The sequence below is a fragment of the uncultured Paraglaciecola sp. genome (assembly GCF_943787955.1).
Lineage (GTDB): Bacteria > Pseudomonadota > Gammaproteobacteria > Enterobacterales > Alteromonadaceae > Paraglaciecola.
The window spans coordinates 1-21598 of sequence record NZ_CALSOK010000016.1 but is presented as its reverse complement, the minus strand read 5'-3'; the positions used below and the strand labels follow the sequence as shown (position 1 = coordinate 21598).

Genomic DNA, 21598 nt, shown 5'->3' with positions numbered 1-21598 from the left:
ACGACCCGGTGACATTAATTAGTCAACCCACTGCAACTGCACGTGGTTTTGTTCAATACGCACCGGGTATACGATCAACTTAATGGCATCATCGTCAAGGACACTGGCCTGACTCTAAACAATAACGTTGTTTGTACAGCGGTGAAATGATCACCTTAGCGTCTTGCACCGAGCCCAACAAACCGCGATACAACACATTGGCTTTGCCAATAGGATCCCAGTTACTGACTGCAAAAATTTGTTCGACATTAGCGCTTTTTATTTTGAACAAGGCAATTTGTTGGTCGTTAAATAAAGCGCAAACTCCAGAGTTTGCGACTAAATCTGTATCGCGGCATACCGTGATCCAATTATGTTGTGTACTCATAATATCTCTCCTTAAACCAATTCTGTGGCAAGTTCAGTGTCTTTTTCTTGACGGCTTTGTGTTTGGATATTTTGAGTTTTATTAAATGTTCCTTTTCTGACTCCGTTGCCGGGCGGATTTGCTCACGCTCTTCCACAAACACAATGTTCAGATCCGACTCTATCACTGTTAACAAACTGGCGGAAACGTTTACGAGATTGTTCGCTTTCGATCGCGGTTTTCCACTCACACTGGTAGGTGTCGACCACGTTTTGCATCTGGGCTTCAAGCTCTTCACCTAAGCCTAGCGAGTCTTCAATCACCACTTGTTGCAAATAGGCTAAACCGCCCTCAAGGTTTTCCATCCATACCGAAGTACGTTGCAAACGGTCGCCCGTTCTGACGTAAAACATCAGTACTCGGTCAATGTATTTAACCAAGGTCTCGGTGTCTAAGTCGGTTGCAAACAAATCGCCATGGCGCGGTTTCATGCCACCGTTACCACAGACATATAGAGTTCCAGCCGTTTTCAGTGGCGATGACGCCAATGTCTTTGCTTTGAGCCTCGGCGCATTCGCGGGTACAACCCTGAGACCGCAAACTTAATTTTGTGCGGTGCGCCGTAAACCTTTGTAGCGATTTTCCAACTCGATGGCTTGGCCCACGGAGTCTTGCACACCGTAACGACACCAAGTGCTGCCTACACAGGATTTAACGGTTCTAAGCGCCTTGGCGTAGGCGTGGCCGGTCTCAAACCCCGCATCGATAAGGGTTTGCCAAATAGCAGGCAGTTGTTCAACTCGGGCACCAAATAAATCGATACGTTGGCCTCCGGTGATCTTGGTATACAACTTATAATCTTTGGCCACTTGACCTAACACAATGAGTTTTTCAGGGGTGATTTCGCCACCTGCAATCCGAGGAATAACAGAATAAGTGCCGTCTTTTTGCATATTTCCAAGGTAAGTATCGTTGGTGTCTTGCAGACTGATATGGTCAGGCTTGAGGACAAAATCATTCCATACTGATGCTAAGATCGATCCTGTTGCAGGTTTACAAATTTCACAGCCTAAACCTTTACCGTGTTTTTCAAGCATGTCGTCAAAGGTTTTGATAGCGCCGACTTTGACGAGATGAAACATTTCTTGTCGTGAATAAGCGAAATGTTCGCAAATGTCTTTTTTCACTTCTACGCCACGTTTGGTGAGTTCGCTGTCCACGACTGTTTTAAGCAGTGCAGTACAACCGCCACAGCCTGTGCTGGCTTTAGTGCAAGATTTGATATCCGCTAAATTGCAACTGCCGGTATCAAAGGCTTCAATGATGTCACCTTTTGATACGTTGTGGCATGAACAAATAGTGGCCGTGTCTGGCAGTGCATCCACACCAAGCGCAGGTGCTGCATCGGCACCCGCTGGTAAAATAAGACTTTCTGGATGTGCTGGTAATTCAATATCGTTTAATGCGTATTGCAGCAAGGTGTCGTAATCACTGTTGTCCCCAATCAGAACTGCACCCAATAGTTTTTTCTGCTCGGCGTCAACCACAATTTTTTTGTATACTTCTAATGGTTGATTTTCGTAGGTGTAATATAAAGCCCCTTCGGTTCTAGCATGAGCATCACCTATTGAACCAACTTCTACCCCCATTAGTTTTAATTTGGTGCTCATATCAGCACCTTGAAAAGTGACATCGCCACCCATAATATGACTAACCGCGGCTCTGGCCATAGTGTAACCAGGCGCCACTAAACCAAAGATAAAGTTATTCCATAAGGCACATTCACCAATCGCATAAATACTGGCATCGCTGGTAAGACATTGATCATTTACGACTATCCCACCGCGCTCACCGATGTCGATATCGAATTCACGGGCTAATGCATCTTGCGGACGAATACCTGCCGAGAACAAAATCATGTCTGTTTCTAACACTTCACCATCAGCAAAGCACATTTTATAGCGACACGTGTCACCGGCTTCAATACTTTGGGTGGCTTTTTGTGTATGGACTTGTACACCCAGAGCTTCGATTTTACTGCGCAGTACACGACCACCGCCGCTGTCTACCTGCACGGCCATCAGCTGCGGGGCAAATTCAACTACATGAGTATGTAAGCCTGCTTCTTTTAGGGCGTTGGCTGCTTCTAAACCTAACAGACCACCGCCCACTACCACACCTACTTTACTGACGGCAGAAGAAGCACTGATGTTTTCAAGATCTTCGATAGTACGGTATACCAAACAATGAGGTTGGTCGTTCCCTGGGATGGGCGGAACAAAAGGATACGAGCCAGTTGATAAAACTAACTTATCGTATTCAAACACGTCTCCCGCCTCGGTGGTAACTGATTTAGTCAACTTGTTAATGTTGGTAACCTTGGCATTGAGTGCAAATTTAATATTGTGTGCTTGATAATATTCTGGTGAAGTTAAGGCCAGCTCTTCCGCAGTTTTACCAGAAAAATACTCGGATAAATGAACACGATCGTAAGCAAGCCTTGGCTCTGCTGACAGCACCACAATATCTAATTGAGTGGCATTAATTGCGTTGTCAGCGTTGCTAGGCACATTATTTTGTTGTATGAGTTGCTCAACAAAATGGTGACCCACCATGCCATTGCCTACTACTACTATTCGCATGTTATTCCCGTTATGTACATTTATTAAGTCAGACATGAGTCACCTCTGCATTTTTCTGTATTTTTTGAGTGCAAAAAAAAACCCAATATTCTAGTTCAGGAATATGTGGGCTTCTTTGCCAAGTTACCTTGCATATAATTTTTGTATAGAAAATGAAATATGTTTAGCAACAATTTTATTGTTTCTACATTTAATCCATACAGAAATGATGCCAATAATTAATGCTATATAATTCAATTGGTTATTTGAAAAATAGAGGTGTAACACTACAAATATTGCTCTTATTCAATGCAACAGCACCAATATAGAGCATTAAAAAAGACTGAGTGATGTTGCGTTAAGTCATACAGCGAAGATATTCTTGTAGCCAGTTTTACACCTAGATACCTATTGGAAGAAATAACAAAATAACTTAGATAAAAACGTTCACACTGTGCACTATTCTATTATTTACCCTGAGCCTACAAGCTGCATCAGTGTGGAAAATTACGAATGATCAGCTATGTTTAGTTTTAACTCGTGAATTTATCCCTTTGAATGACTTGTTATATGCAACGCTCCATAAACTAACCTAAAATATTGTATTATTATTTTTAGATTCCTTTGGAACAGGCTGCCCAACTCCCCAGAGCTCAACAATTTTCCCTTCTTTCATTCGAAATATCTGGATACCAGCACCACCAAGGGATTCAGGTGTATGTTTGACGTGAAGATGGAGCCAAACAAGATCACCGTCAGAAGCGGTTCGATTGACAGTCATTGAAAGTTCTGGGTACTTCTTATAACGGCTTGCAAACAAGCTCAACAACGCATCTCGCCCATCAGGTATATTCGGTGCATGCTCAATAAAGTTTTCGCCGTAACATTCATTACGCAAAATATCTATGCTTTCCTGTGGCTCAAGATCAGGGCGATTCTCAAGTATTTCCATGCAATACAAGGCCTTCTTTAAGTTCACCGATCAAATTAAGTGTGAAAACTCCAAAGAGTAAGGCTTTAAGAGATATCATTCCAATATTCATATATTTCATTTAATCAGCTGTGTCAGAATGTACATGAAAATTTTGTTTGTTATGAGTTTTTATACCAGTATGAATCACGCTCGCCTTGATCGTTACTTAGCCTGTTTTTTCATGATATAGATGAAACCCATACAAAATTAAACAGCCACATATTATCCCTGGTAACCCTTCATACGCCATATTCTGTAAGCCTAAGTATCGCCACATTAATGCGGTAGTAAACCCTGCCAACATCGCAATAACACACGCTTTTTGTGATGGATTAGCCCCGAAACATAAGGTTATTAATAGTGGTACAAAAGCACTGGCTAGGCCTGACCAAGCCATGATGACCATACTGAACACACTTTGGTTGTTGGATAATGCGAACAAGAGTGCTGTGCCAACAATAACGATGGTCGCCACTTTTAGCATCCATGGTTTTTCAATATTGTGCGGGAGTATGTCGTGAGTAAGCGCCGCTGAACAACTTAAGGCGAGCGAGTCTGCTGTAGACATCGTGGCGGCAAAAATACCGGCAAGAATTAATCCAACCATTGCGGGAGGTAATAATTGTTGTGCCATAGTGGGGAGTGCCAGTTCAGCATCAAAGCTGCCGGTATCGCTAAGGTAAATACGTGCTAATAAGCCAACACACGTTGCAAGGGAATAGAATAAAGTAAAGTAGAGGTAGTACCAAAGCTTGGCTTGAACCATATTTTTATTACTGTTGAGACTCATAAAACGAATCATAATATGGGGTTGGCCAATCACAGAAAGACCGGCGAAAATCCAACTAACAATAAAAAGTGCGCCACCTGCTAAGCCTGAGACGACTAAATCTTTTGGTAACCAATCCATAAAGCCGTCTATAGTATTCATCTGATCAATAGCACCTGTGAGGCCTCCTAATTGCATTGTCGCTACAACAACGAGTGCACCCATTGCAAAAATCATCACTATGGATTGTGCTGCATCAGTCCAAATTGATGCGCGTATACCTCCTGCAATGCAATAAAACGCCACCATCAAAGCACCCACTACGGCACCAGACCACTGGGGCCATTCCAGTAATACATGAAGCGCTTTACCGCCGGCGACGAGTTGTGCTGCCGCGTAGGTCAACAAAAATATAAGCGATATAACGCCAATTAAACGTTGCAGAGTGGTGAATGATTGTCCATTCCAGTGGCTAAGTACACCAGCATAACTTACTTCATCGGTACTTTCGGTGGCTTTACGTAAGCGTCTATGGGCAAAGGTGGAAGCTAGGAAGTCACCAAAAATCCAGCCGATCATTAACCAGATGGAGGCAAGGCCCGTAGTGTAGGTATAACCAATAACACCAATAAACATATAACCGCTATTGTTGGTTGCAACCGCCGAAAGCCCGACCAACCATGGGTGCACGTCACCGCTTGCAAGATAGTAGTCTCTTTTTGTACCGCGACTGCTCCAAGCAGAAGAGAGTCCTATAAGGGTAAAAAGAGTTAAAAATCCAAGAAATGAGTAAATCATTAAACAGCCTAGTTTTTATATATAAAATTTTTTTATGGATGGTGCGGTGATATGTACCGCAAAAGAAAAATATAATTATTTTTGAGCTTACCTTAATTATCAGACTCAAGATATAAGGCCTTTTTAAGGCAATTGTAGTGTCCTTGCGGTTATGCTATTTTCGATTGAGATAATTCTTTAAGCCCATAACGCTTTTTGGCCGGAATAATGTTTAATAACTTGTTATGTTTCATTTTCGCGAACTTTCTTGTCATATTTAATAAGGGACAACAAATGCCAAGTGAGAAAAGTTAAAATTACCCAGCCGAATGACTTTTAAAAGCTAATCGTTTGCTTAATCATATTATTCATTGAATCAACTAATTCACTTTGAAATTAAAAAACTTCAAATATTTCAGCCTCCCTAACTTCAGATGATTCGATACGTTCAATCGTCTGCTGTAAATTAGTTACTTGGTTTTCGCTAATCTCTGTTGAAAAACCCAAATTCTCAAGATAATAAGTGCCACCAAGCCAAAAATCACAATCGCAATCGCAATCAGAAACAAAATTAAATTTTTAGGAATAGATACACGGAGTTTCACTTTCCCTCAATGACACATAACGCCCCAATAAGGGGCTAAAAATTGTTTGCTAAAATGTAAAGCGAAGCGGAACCGAGCAAACTGTTTTTAGTTTTACTTGATTGGCTTGTTATATTGCCATTTAACCACCACACATTGCTTTTAAAATATTTGGACTTTCAGCTCCTTGAATTGCGTAATTTGTAGAAAGATAACCAATTATTTTTGTTTTTTATTATCATTGGTGGAGTAGATAAAAACTCATTAAATGGTGAAAGAGAGTTAAACTCATTTCCAATAGTCGAAAACTCGTTCCAGATAGACTCTCCACTAAATTCGTTACCGTAAGTACCAAATTCATTGAAAATTGACTCACCATCAAAACTATTTATAATTTTTCCAAGATAAGTGTTTTATCATCTTGGGCAATGTTCACAGAGCCATCTACTATTTGACACAATTCGTTTGCATGAAGCTGAGAAGAAAGGGTGCAAAATAATATAAGTAATAGTTTACGCATGACATTTCCTTGGCAATATAACGCTTATATCACTGGTTCAAAAAAGCTTGGCTGGTTTTTTTCAGCCAAGCTTTTTTGAATCCACGTGCATATTTTTGTTAGGTAAAATTATACTCCCAACTTGATGATATCAAAATAACTATTTAAATAGTGCAATATTAGACTTGGTCGAGTAGACGGAATTCTCCCTCAAAGCCTTTGTTATTAATAGATAATGCTTTTATTGTACACCTCGCTGCACGCAGCTACTATGTGATTTCTATAAATATCTTAAACTCATTAGTTGGCATCACGCCCCTCACAGAACCGTGCTGGCGCTATTTACGCACACGGCTCCTCAATAACACACTTCACTTTAAGCCAATAATAAATACATTATCTATGCCTAATGCTGAATTTTTCCATAACAGCATAAAGCATACCAGCAGTAGTTATCTCTGCTGGCTCTTTCAGCTATGCGTTGCAATTTTGTTGTCACACTTTAATCGTTTCTGTGCACGATGTCTGTTTCCTTACAAAGCTGTTGTTATTGTGATGGCCTTTCCTCCAGAGAAATTACTCTCTTTCATCGGTACTACGCCACCATCCGACTTCCTAAGTTGCATCAGTTGTTCTTACTTTATTATCGCTTGTTCAACTTACTCTCTTTTCTTGAGAGACATCTTAGGATCTCCCGAGTTACCAATCTTTCCTACTATCCAGCATGCCATGCTTCTCCTAAAGAGCCTACTGTTGGTACAACCCCGAAGCAGCTCTATGATACTGGTCTCTCGCATCATACAATGGTGGTTTCCAGAAGGAGTACGCTGTCACCCTGCTTGCTTGAATCTTACGAGGCTAAATCACTTCAACTTACGTTTACGGCCTGTCTTGCGCACATCGTGCTTAACATTTGGAGTTGCCTCCGCCTGCCCGATGATTGCTATCTGGTGGTTGACCTACCTTACCAGAGTGGGGAACTCTCCCACTGGAACTATTGACCTCGCTCGGCCGCACACCCCTATCTTCTATCCCTTTGTGCTGCCATAGTCCAATCAGTCTGTGCTACCAATAAGGAACCCCGTCACGTCAGCTTTATGGCAACCGTTCAACTTATACGTAGTTTTTCAGGGTTATGCGTGACAATGACAAGTCGGGCATTAACAAAACTACTTAAACCATTAGTAATAGCAATTTCTTACACTGAAATAGGCAAACGCAATCGACCCAATCAACCACGAGTTATAAAAAAACGTCCCAAGTCTTTTCCTCTTATGACAAAACCTAGAAGTGAATATGTAAATGTATAACATTATGAATTTAAATGATTTATTTTATAGGAATCGGTATTAGGGTCTGATCCCATTGATTTTATTAAAATAATTCGATAGTTTAAGATCCTTTATTATAACCCCTTCTTTAATAGCTTGAGATAGCTTTGATTGCGAGTACAAGACCTCCTCTAAAAAGCTATCTAAGTTTCCCTCTTCTTTAAGCTTTTCATATAACACTCGCCAAGTTAAACCTATGTTCTTATCAAGCTCCTCATTTCTAGCGTATGCCGCGCCACCAAGGCTAATTTTATTTAAAAATTGCTTTTTAGACCTAATAGGAAAATGTAGAATTTCCATCACATTGTCAGCGACAACCAGCTTCCCAAGTCCGTCGACATTATGGTTTCCTTGTTTTACGGCCACCTCTGCACTCCCTTTGTGCGCAACCTTGCCTGGTAGAGGTTTACCGAGTGCATTTTTTGAATACAAATTTTTATAATTCATAGTCTGATAGAAAGGAATATCTTTATTAATTTGATCATGTAAAACATAGTCATAACGAGAAACACGAACGACATTGATTTTGTCATCTAAGCTCAAAAAAGCATCTTTCAAATTCCTCTCAAAAGGCCACCAAAATTCATCTGCATCATTATTGATGACCCAGTCTGCTTCATGTTCCCGATAGGCGATGCACGCCATAGATGTAACCCATGCATGCTGATTATAGGTATCGTCACCTTCATAAATATAAAGTAATTTTCCTTTGCGCTGATACTCCATCAAAATATCTTTTGTTGAGTCAACAGACCTATTATCAGTTGCGATGATAAAATCAACGCCTTGACTGAAATGATACTCTATATTGTCCCTTAAAATATCCTCTTCATCTCGCACGAGCAGTGTCATAACTAATTTCAAATTGAACTCCCCAAAGTAAATGTACTTATTAAGCAACTCTATTTTTTAATTAAGTAACAGACATTTTTATACTGTCTAATTCTTTCAACACAGCTGTTTTTAGATAAAAAGTCATGTACAGCTTTTGCACACCCATCCCAGATAAAGTAATCATCAATAATAATAATCCCACCAGGGTTTACCTGTGTAAACAGGTTTTCTAAAACATCCATAGTAGACTCATACCAATCACCATCTAATCGAAGGATAGCAATCCCTCCTTCAATTGATTGCGACGGTAACGTATCTGAAAACCAGCCTTTTATAAAGTAAGTCTTTGTAGCACCTGAAAGTAACATTGCTTTCTTAGATTCTTCAATCGGCGCCGCACAATTATCAAAGTAAATCGGAGATTCAGTGTCTTGTTGCCATTTAATTGCTGCATCACCATCAATCGTCTGAGCTTCTGGTAGTCCTTCAAAACTATCAAAAAGATAATACGCTCGGTCACAGCCTAATATCTCAGCAACACCTGCAATCATCCCTCCTTTCCAAACACCACACTCTACAACGGCCCCAGAAATATGAGAAAACTCACGAATCAATTGAAGGTTTTCAATATATTTACCTTCTTTAATCATTGAAAAAGAAGAGTATTTTTCAAATATTTGCCCTAACTTCACGCCTTACCTCTATAATTTTTTATAGTAATCTATCTATTGCTTTCGGGGATTTATTGTCAGAGTAATTAACTCGTCTTAGTTCTTTTAAAATATCTGTTTCAAGTTCTACCGGCATAGCTTGATAGAGTAGGTCTAACATCTCATTATCTTTTTTTGAGTTATAACTAACAAGCTTCGATAATATTGACGCTTTCCTAATATCAGCATCGTGAAAGCTAATTAACGTACTGTACTTTCGATCTATATTGTTGTTAATCGTATGACCATAGACAACAGGGGTTGTTAAATAAGTTTTTAATAGCTCAAAATATTCAACAATCGACCACTCTCTAATATGCGACACATTAGTTGGAGGCCCATTGTGCTCTCTTCCTCGTAATACAACTCTGTCTGGCGTACTTGTTATAACCGAATGCCCCTCATAAACAGCTCTTTTTAACAGAGCTAAAAGAGGTAATGGGTTAACTAAATGTTCTACTACATCTGAACAAATGATCAACGCTTTACCTGAAGGAAAGGCAAACTCTTTTGTTTCACTTTCACTTTCTAAATAAACCTGCACCCAGTCACTATCTGGATAATTAGCTTTACAAAACTCTAAGTTTTTTCCGAAATCTAATCCCATCTTTTTAGAGTGCGATAAGAATGATAGCTTTTCCCCATTACCACTACCTATATCTATTATCGCATCATAATGTTTGTTTTTTAATAAGTACTCAGCATAATAATAGACATGGGGCTGATGTATTTTTTCGTGTCTATGTAACGGTGTATCGTCAAAATAAACGGCCTCAGGTCTGTGGTTATAGTCATCAGGTAAAAATAATTTCAAAATTGTTTCCTCTCAAATTCGATTAATTATGCTGAACATTTCACTATACGAGGTAAATATATATAAGATTGATTAGTATTTCATGTTCTTTTGTTTCATCAAAAGTGCCAAGTGGATAGGGGTAACACTTGTACTTTTCCAAGAGTTAGAATACAAGCAGACACGAATAGGCACGATCCAATGGTGTTTGCTTAAATGGTACTCGGCAGGAAACCCAGCATTTCCGCAAAATCCACTGCCCTAGCTGATCAAGCATATTCACGTAGTACACCAGTAGTTTGAGGACAAATCCCAATGATTGAGTGTCATCCCAACTAATTTTTCTAAGCTATCGATGTCTGGTGCTACTTTACTGATGATCATTTCATGAGCTTGTTTGGATAGTAAAAGTTCATTCTGTTTTAGAGCTACTCGTCTATTTGAAATATTGAATTTCTTTGTGGTGTCAAAGCTAAATACTGGATCGATGCCCAAAAACTGGAGCAAATCATTAAGAGTGTTTTGAGGTTCTATCTTCAAATCCTCCAGAATGAGTATATGAAGCTGGTTCATTTCGAAGTACCTCAAAAAGTTTGTTAGCTGGTAGTAGTAAAGGCTTGTGTCTACGGCATGAGAATATGTAAAAATATATTCTTCCAGGCTTAGATTGAAAGATTTCCCTATTCTCTCGTATAGAAAAGAATCATGTAAATAATTAGATACAATCCTCTCTATTGGATTTCTAATTATGTAAATAAGTTTCATTCCAGAATTGCTATCGTGAATATTCTTAGGTGCTTCGAGCCCGCCCGATGGTGCGGTTGTATAATAAGGAGATGTTTCTCCTATAAAAGGCTCATCTTGATGCCCCTTAAGCATGTTTTGGAGAATCTGCTGATTGTTGAGGAACCTTCTTTTCTTTTGGTTGCTGCACCCATAAAAATCTGATTCAACAACTGCATAGGGGTTGATTTCATTCGTGTCGTTCAGAAAAACCTGGGTTTCTTTTTGGTGACTCATGAAAATGGAAGGGTGTTGCTTCAGATATTGATGCAAGCTTGTCGTTCCCGATTTTTGAGCACCAATGATAATAAAATTCAAAGGTGTAGAAGTGCTGGTCATGATGTGTTGTCCAAAGGATAGGAAATCCATTTTTTAATCCCTAACAGTTTATTAGTCGGAAGTTGGGGTAAAAATAAAACATATCTAAAATAGTGGTATACGATACCACTTCTGCAGTAGTGAGAACTTTAATGGCCAATTATGCCCATTGAAAACGCAAACCTTTCACGGTTTTCTATTATAATTGTATAAAAACCCACTTAATAAAACAGGCGGAGTCTGTGTTTTACTCTTTTTTTCTTATTCTAAACTCGACCCAAAGCACACCTATAATTGGCTGGTTTTTGTAGGCTAAACGTCAGGGGTTGACGAGTAAATAAATCGTACTGCATGAATACTGTGTGAAAAAATTTATAGAGGACAATAGACGTCAGCGCATCCTCAATTTTTCTCCTTAAAAATAAAAAACCTGCAAGTTGCATATAAAGTTATGCTAATTAATTAACAGAAGATATTCCCAAAACCACCTACATTTACCTACAACGACTCCATTTCCGCTGTCACTTGCTTAGTATCTAACCAAACAGACATTTTAATGTCATAAAACGGTTGACGACAAAAAGCTAGATCAGCATAATACGCGCCACTTCGGAGACGGAGTGATTAAGTGGCAACATAGCTCAGCTGGTTAGAGCACATCACTCATAATGATGGGGTCGCAGGTTCGAGTCCCGCTGTTGCCACCACTTTTATTTTGTATAAGATAAAAGTATGCGGGAGTGGTGGAATTGGTAGACACGCTGGATTTAGGTTCCAGTGCTTCACGGCGTGAGAGTTCGAGTCTCTCCTTCCGCACCATTTGTAGGATATTGTTGGGGTATAGCCAAGTGGTAAGGCAACGGGTTTTGATCCCGTCATTCGTTGGTTCAAGTCCAGCTACCCCAGCCATTTTTACTGGTGTAATTTAATGTAATAATGTTCAAACTAGCTGTTTATATTTCAGTTTTGAAATTTATCGTTTATACATTATCCAGTAAATATTAATAAGAAATTTCGGTAACTTATTAATATTTGAAAATTTTTAGAATTAAGCTTCTTTATAAAAGAGTTATAATTTATTTAAATTTTTTTTAAATTAGATAACTAGTAACTGTTATCTATACTCTTGGGGTATAGCCAAGTGGTAAGGCAACGGGTTTTGATCCCGTCATTCGTTGGTTCAAGTCCAGCTACCCCAGCCATACATATGAGTACTTGTTTAATTATTAGTTTATGAAATGTCATAATCTGATATTCATAGATACTTTGAAAAAGCCAAGCGTTTGCTTGGCTTTTTTGTTTGTGTTGATTTGCTTTGTACCCTAGACATAAATGCCATTAAACGGCAGACTTCCAACATCAATCCAAATTCATGTGAGCCAAACTTTGATCAACGAAATTGTCGCTTTTATCAATAACATTCTTTGGGGTAACGGTCAGATATTGATCTACATGTTATTAGCCGCTGGTGTCTGGTTTTCTGTAAAGTTAGGTTTTATCCAAATCCGTCATTTTGGTCATATGTTTTCGGTGATGAAAGGCAGCACCAAAAGTGATGCGGCGGGGATCAGCTCCTTTCAAGCGTTATGCACCAGTTTATCCGCTAGAGTGGGTACAGGTAATTTAGCTGGGGTGGCAGTCGCGATATCATTAGGTGGGTCTGGTGCCATTTTTTGGATGTGGGTTATCGCTATCCTTGGTATGGCCACAGGTTTTGCTGAAAGTGTGCTCGGTCAACTCTATAAAGTAAAAGATGCAAATGGCGAATATCGTGGTGGCCCCGCTTATTATATTCAACAGGGTTTAAACAAACGTTGGTTGGCCGTCATATTTTCACTGTTCTTATTTTTGGGTTACGGTTTTATATTCAGTGCTGTACAAGCCAATACTATTACCGACGCACTTAATCATGCCTATGAAATCCCTACCCATTATTCTGGTATGGTCATTATTGTCTTAGCAGGATTAATTGTGATTGGCGGGTTACGTGCTATCGCAAAGTTTGCAGAATGGGTTGTGCCATTTATGGCTGTAACTTATGTATTGGTGACCCTAGCGATAACCTTTTTAAATATCGAATTAGTGCCCGCCATGTTGTGGGACATTATTACTTCGGCTTTTGGCCTCCAAGAAGCAGGCGCTGGTGCAATGGGGGCAGCATTTAAACACGGAGTACAACGTGGGTTATATTCTAACGAAGCAGGCTCAGGTAGTGTGCCTCATGCTGCAGCAAGTGCCACGCCTAATCCGAATCACCCAGTATCTCAAGGTTACGTTCAAATGCTCGGTGTGTTTATCGATACCATGATCCTCTGCACATGTTCAGCAATCGTTATCTTACTAGCTGGCGGTGCATCAGGTGAAGGCATGGAGGGCATTCGCCTAACACAAGATGCTATGAGCTCGCACTTAGGTGAAGTCGGTGGTGATTTTGTCGCAGCAGCCATAAGTTTATTTGCGTTTACCTCAGTCGTCGCTAATTACGCTTACGGTGAAAGTAACTTGCATATGTTTAAACTTGACAACAAATCAGGCCGCGCAGCATACACAGCTGGTTATCTAATGATGATCTTATGGGGCTCTATGGCCGCATTACCAGAAGTGTGGGCAATGGCAGATATGGCATTAGGTTTGATGACGGTTATCAATATTGCTGCGCTAGTTTGGATGACACCCACTATCGTCTCAATCAGTAAAGATTATTTTGCCAAACGAGACAGTGGCAAAGAAATCACATACAAATCGGGTGATTGTGAGATACAGGGTAAATCTGAAAAGGGAATTTGGGATTAATTGCGTAACTCAAATACACTGAATAAAAAAGGGCTTTTGTAAGCCCTTTTTATTCACACAGAATTACGCTTATTTAATTTATTTCGAGCAAACTCACTAAAAGCCTTATCTACACATTTATCGGCCAAGTGATGAGTGAAGTGGCTCTTTGTTTTGTTTGCTAAAACCTAATGCCTAAATGAGATACTCATGTGTTGCTGGCACTCCAAAAAAACTGCAAGATTAGGTATATGGAGACACATCCACATTATAGGTTTGGTGGACGATTCAAATTATTGTGCAAAGAGTAGCATATTACGCACATGATTGAGCCAATATCTTCTCCTCTTTAGACAACCTTCTTAACTTTAATCAAATGCTGGACGGCTATCAGATAACAAATGGTCTAAGTCTTCTTGTGCCTGTTTGGGGTTTAGCAAATCCCTGTCTTGTAACATCTCACATTCATCGTTTATCATCTGTTTTAGTGTTACTGGGTAGAAACGACAATCTTCAGGACGGTCATAGTAAATGTCACAGGTATAATGTGTCTTTGTAGGCTCTTTTGGGTTGTCAATTTTTCGCAAAAATGGGCACAAAGATAATTGTTTACCACTTTGCGGTGAAAACCAAATCAAACCCTTTTTAACATATGCAGCGATATCAGGCTTAAACAGCTTCCACATATCGATGTCCTGATCGGATGCAGACAAGTCCCCATTACTGTATTTTACACAGCATTTACCACAAGAATTACAATCTTGCATCAGGCCCCTGTGTAACCGACATAGCTATTTCCTTCGACTTGATTGTTTTTTCATACGAGCCGACTGCTCTGCCCTGTCATTCTGGCGTTTTTCTTTACGGTCTTTTTTATCAGGCGTCAGTGATCCTGTTTTAAAGCGTTCTTTACGATCGACTTTAGCCGCGGCTTTTTTAGCTGCCACTTCAGTCATTTCTATCACTTCTTGTTCAATCATCCGAGGTGTTTCAAGGCTAATACGGCCCAGTTTTCCAGATCGTAATTCGTTAATGAATACCTCACATATTTTATGCAAGTTAACCCGCCCACCCGTCATCAATGCGCCACGACGAGTCGCTGCAAGCTCTAAAAACTCAATTTCAGTATCAGGTATATTTTTTAAGTCAAAACGTGATTTGAGTAATTCTGGATAGGCTTTAATCAAATAATCTGCAGCAAAAAAGCCCACGTCGTCATATTCCATAGCGGTATCTTTGATGGCGCCTGTAGAGGCCAATCGATAACCACTATTTGGATTCTCTAATTTTGGCCATAGTATTCCTGGTGTATCAAACAAGGTAATGCCGTTACCTAAATTAATGCGTTGCTGTGTTTTAGTGACTGCCGCTTCGTTACCCGTTTTAGCAATCACGCGATCCGCTAGAATATTAATAAGTGTTGACTTACCCACATTCGGAATACCAACTATCATCGTATGGATAGCTTTTACGCTAGCCTCTTTTTCAGGTAGCATTTTTCTGCACAATTCCAAGATTTGTTTCATCTTGGCCGGCTCTTCAGTAGTTGTGGTAAAGGTTTTAACTGATCTTTCCCGTTCCAAAAATTCCTGCCATGCGGCTGTCACATCTGGATCTGCGAGGTCGGTTTTACTCAGCACTTTTATACAGGGTTTATCTCCCCGCAACTCAGCAATCAGAGGATTTTCACTAGAATAGGGAATACGTGCATCGAGCACTTCAATCAATACGTCAACTTGCGGCAATGCTTCTTTTATTTCTTTTTGAGCTTTGTGCATATGCCCGGGATACCAATGAACTGCCATTTAATCTGCCTATTTAATTAATCTAAAAATATGGGGGAAATATTTTGTGGGTAAGGGTTTTAATCAGCGTAGAACATTACCAAGTTTATGATCCCCATGATCACTAACAAAGGTAATATCCAGCGACCCAACTGCCCCATCTGTTCACCCGACATCCTGAAGGTGGAACGCTCAATCAATGGAACAATGATAACTAAAGCAATAAATAACACGCCTAAGATAATTAATACTGTCATCTGTTAACTTCTCTTTTATTGGAGTCTGTGAGCTTGACCCGCAAACTTATATTTATGCCAAGCCCATGGCATATTTCATGGCATTATTTTTTATTGGGCCGGAATGATTTGCCAACTTCAAACCTAGATTACGCAATATTTTAAGCGGCATATGATTATTACTAAATGTGGAATGCAGTAAATCCATGGCACTCATCATCACTAAGTTATCTCGACGCCGAGAGACTTCGTATTTTTTTAGCCATTGACAGTAATGATTTGGGTGTAAAACTGTTGTGCGATCATGTGTTGCAAGCTCTTCATTGATCACGCTAAGTAAGGCAGCAACGTCTTTAAAACCTAAGTTCACCCCCTGACCAGCTAAAGGATTAATGGTATGAGCTGCATCGCCAATGAGTACTGTATTATCTTTATAATATTGATTAGCGTGCATACGGGTCAACGGGAAACTAGCTACATTAAGTACTTCGAAATCCACCAAGTCGTCAGGAAAATGCTGCAAAATATGTTGTTTGAGCTTAATTTTAGACAAACTTTTCATAAAGTTAATATCTTCAGCGAGGTGATACCAGACAAGCGACGCAAAACCATCATACAAAGGTAAAAATGCAACAGGTCCGTTAGGTGTAAATTGTTGCCAAGTAATGTCCTGTTGCAGATCGTACGTTTTAATTTGAATGCCTAATGCCTGTTGTGAATATTGCCAACCTTGCACGCCAATCTTGGCAGCATCACGCACCAAAGATTGACCACCATCAGCACCAATCAGGATTTTTGCTTGAATAATTTGACCGTCTTCTAGAGTTATCTCAGTAATATCTGTAGATGCTATATCTGAGACTTTTAGATTTTCATAAAAAACCACGTTGTGTTCAACGACAATTGCAGCATGTAAGCCTAGTTGAACGAGTCGATTTTCAATAATGTGACCAAGATGAGGCTGCTCAATAGCCTTACAATCAAAATCCGTGCGGCAAGATGGCTCATCCCATACTGACAATCGTTTATACGGGCACAGACGCATACTTTTAATATGTGTCCATGCACCTAAATTTTGCAACAAAGTTTCTGACGTTAAGCTAATGGCAGAGACCCGCATATCTGGTGACTGAATAGACTCAAAAGGCACAGGCATTGATGGCTCAATTATTGCCACCTTAAAGCCAAGCTTTGCCAACCCCAGAGCCATGGCCGAACCAACCATTCCGCCGCCTACCAAACAAAAATCAAACACGTTATTTTTCCTTTTTACTATACCTAGCTACTTTAACAAAAAAGCCGAAGATATACGCTAAAACATATAATACCAATTTACGAAGATTACAAAAAATATCGGTAAGTGAATATTCTGACTCTACTCGTAATACATCAGCAAGAGATCAGTCGTTGTAAGTTAAGCCTCTGAAGTGTTTGGAAATGTTATGTCAATATTATTAAAATCAGTTTTAATAATGTGTGTCATTGGCATCTGCTGCTAACAGACTGATATTCCCAGTTACATCGTGGTGACTAGCGAAACTTATTACCCGATGGTGTAATAAGTCTGGCGAATATGCTCATTGATAAAACGCAAATTGAATGTTGCTCCGTTATCTTAGTATACAAACAAAGGGCGGGTTCAGCGGATAGCCAAGACAGGATTTTAACGATTAAGTTGGGGGCATATGGAGTTGAGCAAGCATTGACGGGTATTACAATATCAGGGTGAGTGAGCACAATAATCAATTACTTCATTTCCCTATTTAAATAAGTGGGCAACAAAAAGCCTCTTGATGAATATTTGTTAAAGACCCAACTGCAGTTATTTTTGATATTATAATCGAATCATTTCTTTAACACGATCTCGATGACTTCGACTTACTTTTAGTTCAGTACCATTGTTTAATATTAAGTGATATTCGCCACTAATATGACTGACCATTTTTTGCACGAATTTGATATTAACCATAGCTGAACGATGTGCACGGACGAACTTTTTAGGGTCAAGATCTTTCTCTAGCTCTTTCATAGTGCGGCGCATAATGTGAGTCTGATCCGTTGTGTGAACGCACATATAATCCCCCGCTGCGTCAATCCATTGAATATCTTTTACTGCCACACGGGTTACTTCTGAACCATCTTTTATTGCTAAAATATCTGGATAAGGGTTAGTGGTAATGGTTTCACCGCTGGCTAATTTTCGCAAAATATCTTCACAATCGTCACCGGTAAAATCAGCCACCAATCTGGCAAGTTTTTGATTATTACCATCCTGTTGTTGTCGCTCTAGTGTCAATTGAACTTTATCAACCGCATCTCTCAGACGCCTTTCATCCACTGGTTTTAGGATATAATCCAAAGCATGTACATCAAATGCTTTAATAGCATAAGAGTCAAAAGCAGTGACAAACACAATTAAAGGGATGGGTTGCTTTAATTCTTGTAGTTTATTGATGACTTGAAAACCATTCAGTCCAGGCATTTGAATATCTAAAAAAACCAGGTCAGGGCGTAACTGGGGAATAAGCGTTACTGCCTCTAAACCATTTTTACACTCGCCCACTATGTCAATGTTTTCAAACTCAGCCAATCGTAAAAACAAACCTTTTCGAGCGAGTGGTTCGTCGTCAACTATGACAGTACTAATTCTCAATTTTGTTGTCACTTGCGCTCTCGCTTATTTCGTATGGAATACGGATATTAACTTTGATACCTGTGGGATAATTATGGGAGATCACAAAAGAATGTTTATTGACATATAAGGCCTCTAATCGTTCTTGAATATTGTGCAAGCCTACTCCCTCCACCTTCTGCTAACGGGTAATTGCCCATTTTTAATCTCAGCACCAGGGCCATTATCACTGACGTTTAGCATCAAATCACGACCAAAGGTTTTAGCTGAAATGCTGATACACCCGCCGTCTTCTCATTCTAGAAATAGCGAACTTAATGGAGTTTTCGATAATAGGCTGTAAAATCAAACTGGGCACGAGGGCACTGTTTGGTCTTTTCTTCTATGTCCCACACTACCGTTAGGCGATCTTCAAACCTTACCTCTTCAATTTCCAAATACAGTTCTAGTGCTTGGATTTCTTGGATAAGCGGTACACGACGAATAGGATCTTTATCTAACGAGTAACGCAGAAAATCACTTAAACGGCTGACCATAGCGTCGGCCGTTTTGTTCTCTTTCATTAAGAATGAGCGTGGAAATAGCGTTCAGGGTATTAAAAAGAAAATGCGGGTTTAACTGATATCTGAGCATCTTAATGTGCGCTTGATGAGCCATAGAAGACGCCCTGAGCACATTTTGTTTTTCTCTGAGTAACATCTGATAGTTTTTGACGCCGAAATAGCCGCCGGTCCAACAACCAATCATGATTAAGGAATTGATTGTGTCTTTAAAATACCAATACCATTCTTCTGGCCGATAGCCTTTTTTGTATATTTCCCAGTTATTTACATTTTTAACCAAGGTCCAAATCAACGCAGTAAAATACAAACTGGCACCCACCAGAATGAACATCTTGAGGGGTGTTAATGTTAATGCCTTGCGATATATATATCGAAGTGGAATAGTCAGCAACCATCCTGCATAGGCATTAAGTATTATGACAAATAACCAAATACTTCGCATGTCTTGAAGAAATGAGCCAATATAATAAACGATAGCAAAACCACACCAACCTGCTGTATGCAGTGTCCAAAACAATCTTTCTTGGCTATCGACTAATTTTTCCCACTTATGCACATGTATTCCTGAAGAATAGACAAAAAGTAATGATACAAAAATCAGACCGAGGAAACTGTCCCTTGGTCTTAGATTAGCTGTGTTTTATCGCAACTGATTGTAAATTGAATCAATGAGGTTAATAATTGATGTTTAAACGTTTTAACCAATGCACCCACCACCAAGCAGGTCCTACTAATAAAAATTGTAAATCTTTTAAAAAGCTAGGTTTCTTACCTTCAATATTGTGTCCAATAAATTGCAATATCCACATCACTACAAACAATATAATACTGAATTTCCATACAGAAATATCTAGTAATTCCAGTAGTTTAATCCCAAATAAAGATAATATAGATAACAGCGTCATAGCGGCGCCGATTGGTCCAGACAAACGAAAGTAATAATATAGAGTGGGTATAATCAAAATATGCGCCCAAGTAATATCGAAATAATTCACAACACTAGGAGTGGGAATAGACCATAAAAGCGCTAGGCTCACAAAATATATTGCCGGTACGGCTATTGCGTGGATAATAATATTGGTTTTGTTTTTATGACTTTCGCCATACTCATTTAACAGAAATTCTATTTGACGCATGTAAATCTCACTGACATGTTGTTAACGCTAATTTAACAACCCAATTGACTTGTATCAATTAAAACCTGCTAACCTTAGTATTATATTCATAATTTACCCAGTCACCATCACTAAATATTGCAATAACTGATTAAGGTCAATAAAAGGTCTTTCACACTTGATATCGTAAGATAAATTAACTTCATCAGAATGACGGTTCATGATAGTGCCAGTCAGAAAATTTTTTGTCTTTGAAAGTGGCAAAACGCATATTGACAATTTGTTCAACCTTTGGCTTAAAGTCACTCACATTTTTATCGGTACTCAATCGGCAACCATTCACTGATATAGCCAAAAGCACAGAGTTGCATATTACTAAATCACTTTGTGCATCAATGATACTCGTAGCAATACGAGTTTTTGTTCTAGGCTCAGCACGTAAATTATGCTTTTGAATAATCAGAGGAAGGCGAGTTAAAATCAAATGGCTTGGTTTAGTGGTAACTTAATTTGACTTTAACTTTGAAGGCAATGATTTCGTCGGTATCGTCCGCAAATATGTACCTAGTGAACATCGTCTTATTTTTAAATAATCGCATCACCCGTCAACCCTACTGACCATCATCTAGGTAACAGAAAAAATATAAACGTTTACCCTCCGTACATACAATTTGGTTCTTACCTTTTTCGTCGTGATGAACTAGTCAATTGTAAATATTGAGGTCTGTTAGGGAGCATAGAACCGAGCTTTTTAGATCTTCATTAGTCAGCTCAACTTTACCTGAAAATTGCTATCTAATTAATAATCCTTGAAGGTATTTGTTGTTATCATTGGGTTTACGTATTCTAAGTTGATAATAAATAAATCACATACAAACAAAAACGTATTACGGTATTTACAAGATCAGAGCATCAAAATCTTTACATTACTATCAAATAGAGAACATCATGCATACTTATTCCTCACCCATTCATTACCATGTTAACGTTTCATCTATCGCGGGGCATGTATTTGACGTCAGCTTACGCATAGAAAACCCAGATCAAAACGGACAAATCCTAACCTTACCAGCCTGGATACCAGGTAGTTATATGATCCGTGATTTTGCCAAAAACATTATCAAAATTAGTGCTAAAGATGATCAGGGAAAAGATATA

At 39.2% G+C, this 21598-nt stretch carries 14 protein-coding genes, 4 tRNA genes and 4 pseudogenes; 6 read left to right on the top strand and 16 right to left on the bottom strand.

Translation table 11 applies throughout. The features are described from left to right. Positions 1-18: 18 nt before the first annotated feature. From nirD to Q0Y52_RS15265, 8 genes and pseudogenes are all read right to left on the bottom strand, one after another. Positions 19-367 (bottom strand): annotated as a pseudogene (gene nirD / locus Q0Y52_RS15300) (nitrite reductase small subunit NirD). Then, positions 351-3024, bottom strand: a pseudogene (gene nirB, locus Q0Y52_RS15295) (nitrite reductase large subunit NirB). The pseudogenes nirD and nirB overlap by 17 nt, the downstream one beginning before the upstream one ends. Positions 3025-3559: 535 nt before the next feature. Next, positions 3560-3919 (bottom strand): nuclear transport factor 2 family protein, encoded by a 360-nt coding sequence (locus tag Q0Y52_RS15290; RefSeq protein ID WP_297823083.1) that lies wholly within the window; start codon positions 3917-3919, stop codon positions 3560-3562. Positions 3920-4106: 187 nt separating this feature from the next. Next, on the bottom strand, positions 4107-5507 hold the full coding sequence (locus Q0Y52_RS15285; protein WP_297823081.1) for a sodium/proline symporter: 1401 nt from the start codon (positions 5505-5507) through the stop codon (positions 4107-4109). 2411 nt (positions 5508-7918) lie between these two features. Continuing rightward, entirely contained in the window at positions 7919-8764 is an 846-nt protein-coding gene (locus Q0Y52_RS15280; protein WP_297823078.1) for a glycosyltransferase family 2 protein, read from the bottom strand. A gap of 38 nt (positions 8765-8802) precedes the next feature. Then, the gene (locus tag Q0Y52_RS15275) at positions 8803-9426 is read right to left on the bottom strand and encodes a TylF/MycF/NovP-related O-methyltransferase (RefSeq protein ID WP_297823076.1); all 624 of its coding nucleotides are present in this window, start codon (positions 9424-9426) and stop codon (positions 8803-8805) included. Between the two features lie 19 nt (positions 9427-9445). Then, positions 9446-10258, bottom strand: coding sequence for a hypothetical protein (locus tag Q0Y52_RS15270; RefSeq protein WP_297823074.1), 813 nt, complete (start codon positions 10256-10258; stop codon positions 9446-9448). 258 nt (positions 10259-10516) lie between these two features. Then, entirely contained in the window at positions 10517-11389 is an 873-nt protein-coding gene (locus Q0Y52_RS15265; RefSeq protein WP_297823072.1) for a sulfotransferase domain-containing protein, read from the bottom strand. A 579-nt stretch (positions 11390-11968) separates the two neighbouring features. Here Q0Y52_RS15265 and Q0Y52_RS15260 point away from each other — a divergent pair. From Q0Y52_RS15260 to Q0Y52_RS15240, 5 genes are all read left to right on the top strand, one after another. Then, positions 11969-12045: transfer RNA gene (locus Q0Y52_RS15260), tRNA-Met, on the top strand. 27 nt (positions 12046-12072) lie between these two features. Beyond that, positions 12073-12157, top strand: a tRNA-Leu gene (locus Q0Y52_RS15255). Between the two features lie 15 nt (positions 12158-12172). Further along, positions 12173-12247, top strand: a tRNA-Gln gene (locus tag Q0Y52_RS15250). A gap of 218 nt (positions 12248-12465) precedes the next feature. After that, positions 12466-12540 (top strand) — tRNA-Gln (locus Q0Y52_RS15245). 184 nt (positions 12541-12724) lie between these two features. Then, a complete protein-coding gene (locus tag Q0Y52_RS15240; protein WP_297823069.1) occupies positions 12725-14131 on the top strand; it encodes a sodium:alanine symporter family protein in 1407 nt (468 codons plus the stop codon). A gap of 347 nt (positions 14132-14478) precedes the next feature. Here Q0Y52_RS15240 and Q0Y52_RS15235 read toward each other — a convergent pair whose 3' ends face one another. From Q0Y52_RS15235 to Q0Y52_RS15200, 8 genes and pseudogenes are all read right to left on the bottom strand, one after another. After that, positions 14479-14877: a YkgJ family cysteine cluster protein gene (locus tag Q0Y52_RS15235; protein WP_297823067.1), complete on the bottom strand. Its 399-nt coding sequence runs from the start codon at positions 14875-14877 to the stop codon at positions 14479-14481. Between the two features lie 24 nt (positions 14878-14901). Beyond that, entirely contained in the window at positions 14902-15915 is a 1014-nt protein-coding gene (ylqF, locus tag Q0Y52_RS15230; RefSeq protein WP_297823065.1) for a ribosome biogenesis GTPase YlqF, read from the bottom strand. A gap of 59 nt (positions 15916-15974) precedes the next feature. Then, a complete protein-coding gene (locus Q0Y52_RS15225; RefSeq protein WP_297823063.1) occupies positions 15975-16151 on the bottom strand; it encodes a hypothetical protein in 177 nt (58 codons plus the stop codon). A gap of 52 nt (positions 16152-16203) precedes the next feature. Continuing rightward, complete coding sequence (locus Q0Y52_RS15220) at positions 16204-17385, bottom strand: FAD-dependent monooxygenase (RefSeq protein WP_297823060.1); 1182 nt, start codon at positions 17383-17385, stop codon at positions 16204-16206. A 579-nt stretch (positions 17386-17964) separates the two neighbouring features. Then, complete coding sequence (locus tag Q0Y52_RS15215) at positions 17965-18783, bottom strand: LytTR family DNA-binding domain-containing protein (protein ID WP_297823058.1); 819 nt, start codon at positions 18781-18783, stop codon at positions 17965-17967. Further along, positions 18773-19881, bottom strand: a pseudogene (locus tag Q0Y52_RS15210) (histidine kinase). Before Q0Y52_RS15210 ends, Q0Y52_RS15215 begins: the two are co-directional and overlap by 11 nt. A gap of 118 nt (positions 19882-19999) precedes the next feature. After that, complete coding sequence (locus tag Q0Y52_RS15205) at positions 20000-20461, bottom strand: Mpo1-like protein (RefSeq protein WP_297823057.1); 462 nt, start codon at positions 20459-20461, stop codon at positions 20000-20002. A 184-nt stretch (positions 20462-20645) separates the two neighbouring features. Then, positions 20646-20924, bottom strand: coding sequence for a hypothetical protein (locus tag Q0Y52_RS15200; RefSeq protein WP_297823055.1), 279 nt, complete (start codon positions 20922-20924; stop codon positions 20646-20648). Between the two features lie 464 nt (positions 20925-21388). Between Q0Y52_RS15200 and Q0Y52_RS15195 the strand changes: the two are divergent. Further along, positions 21389-21598, top strand: a pseudogene (locus tag Q0Y52_RS15195) (peptidase M61); the annotation flags it as partial.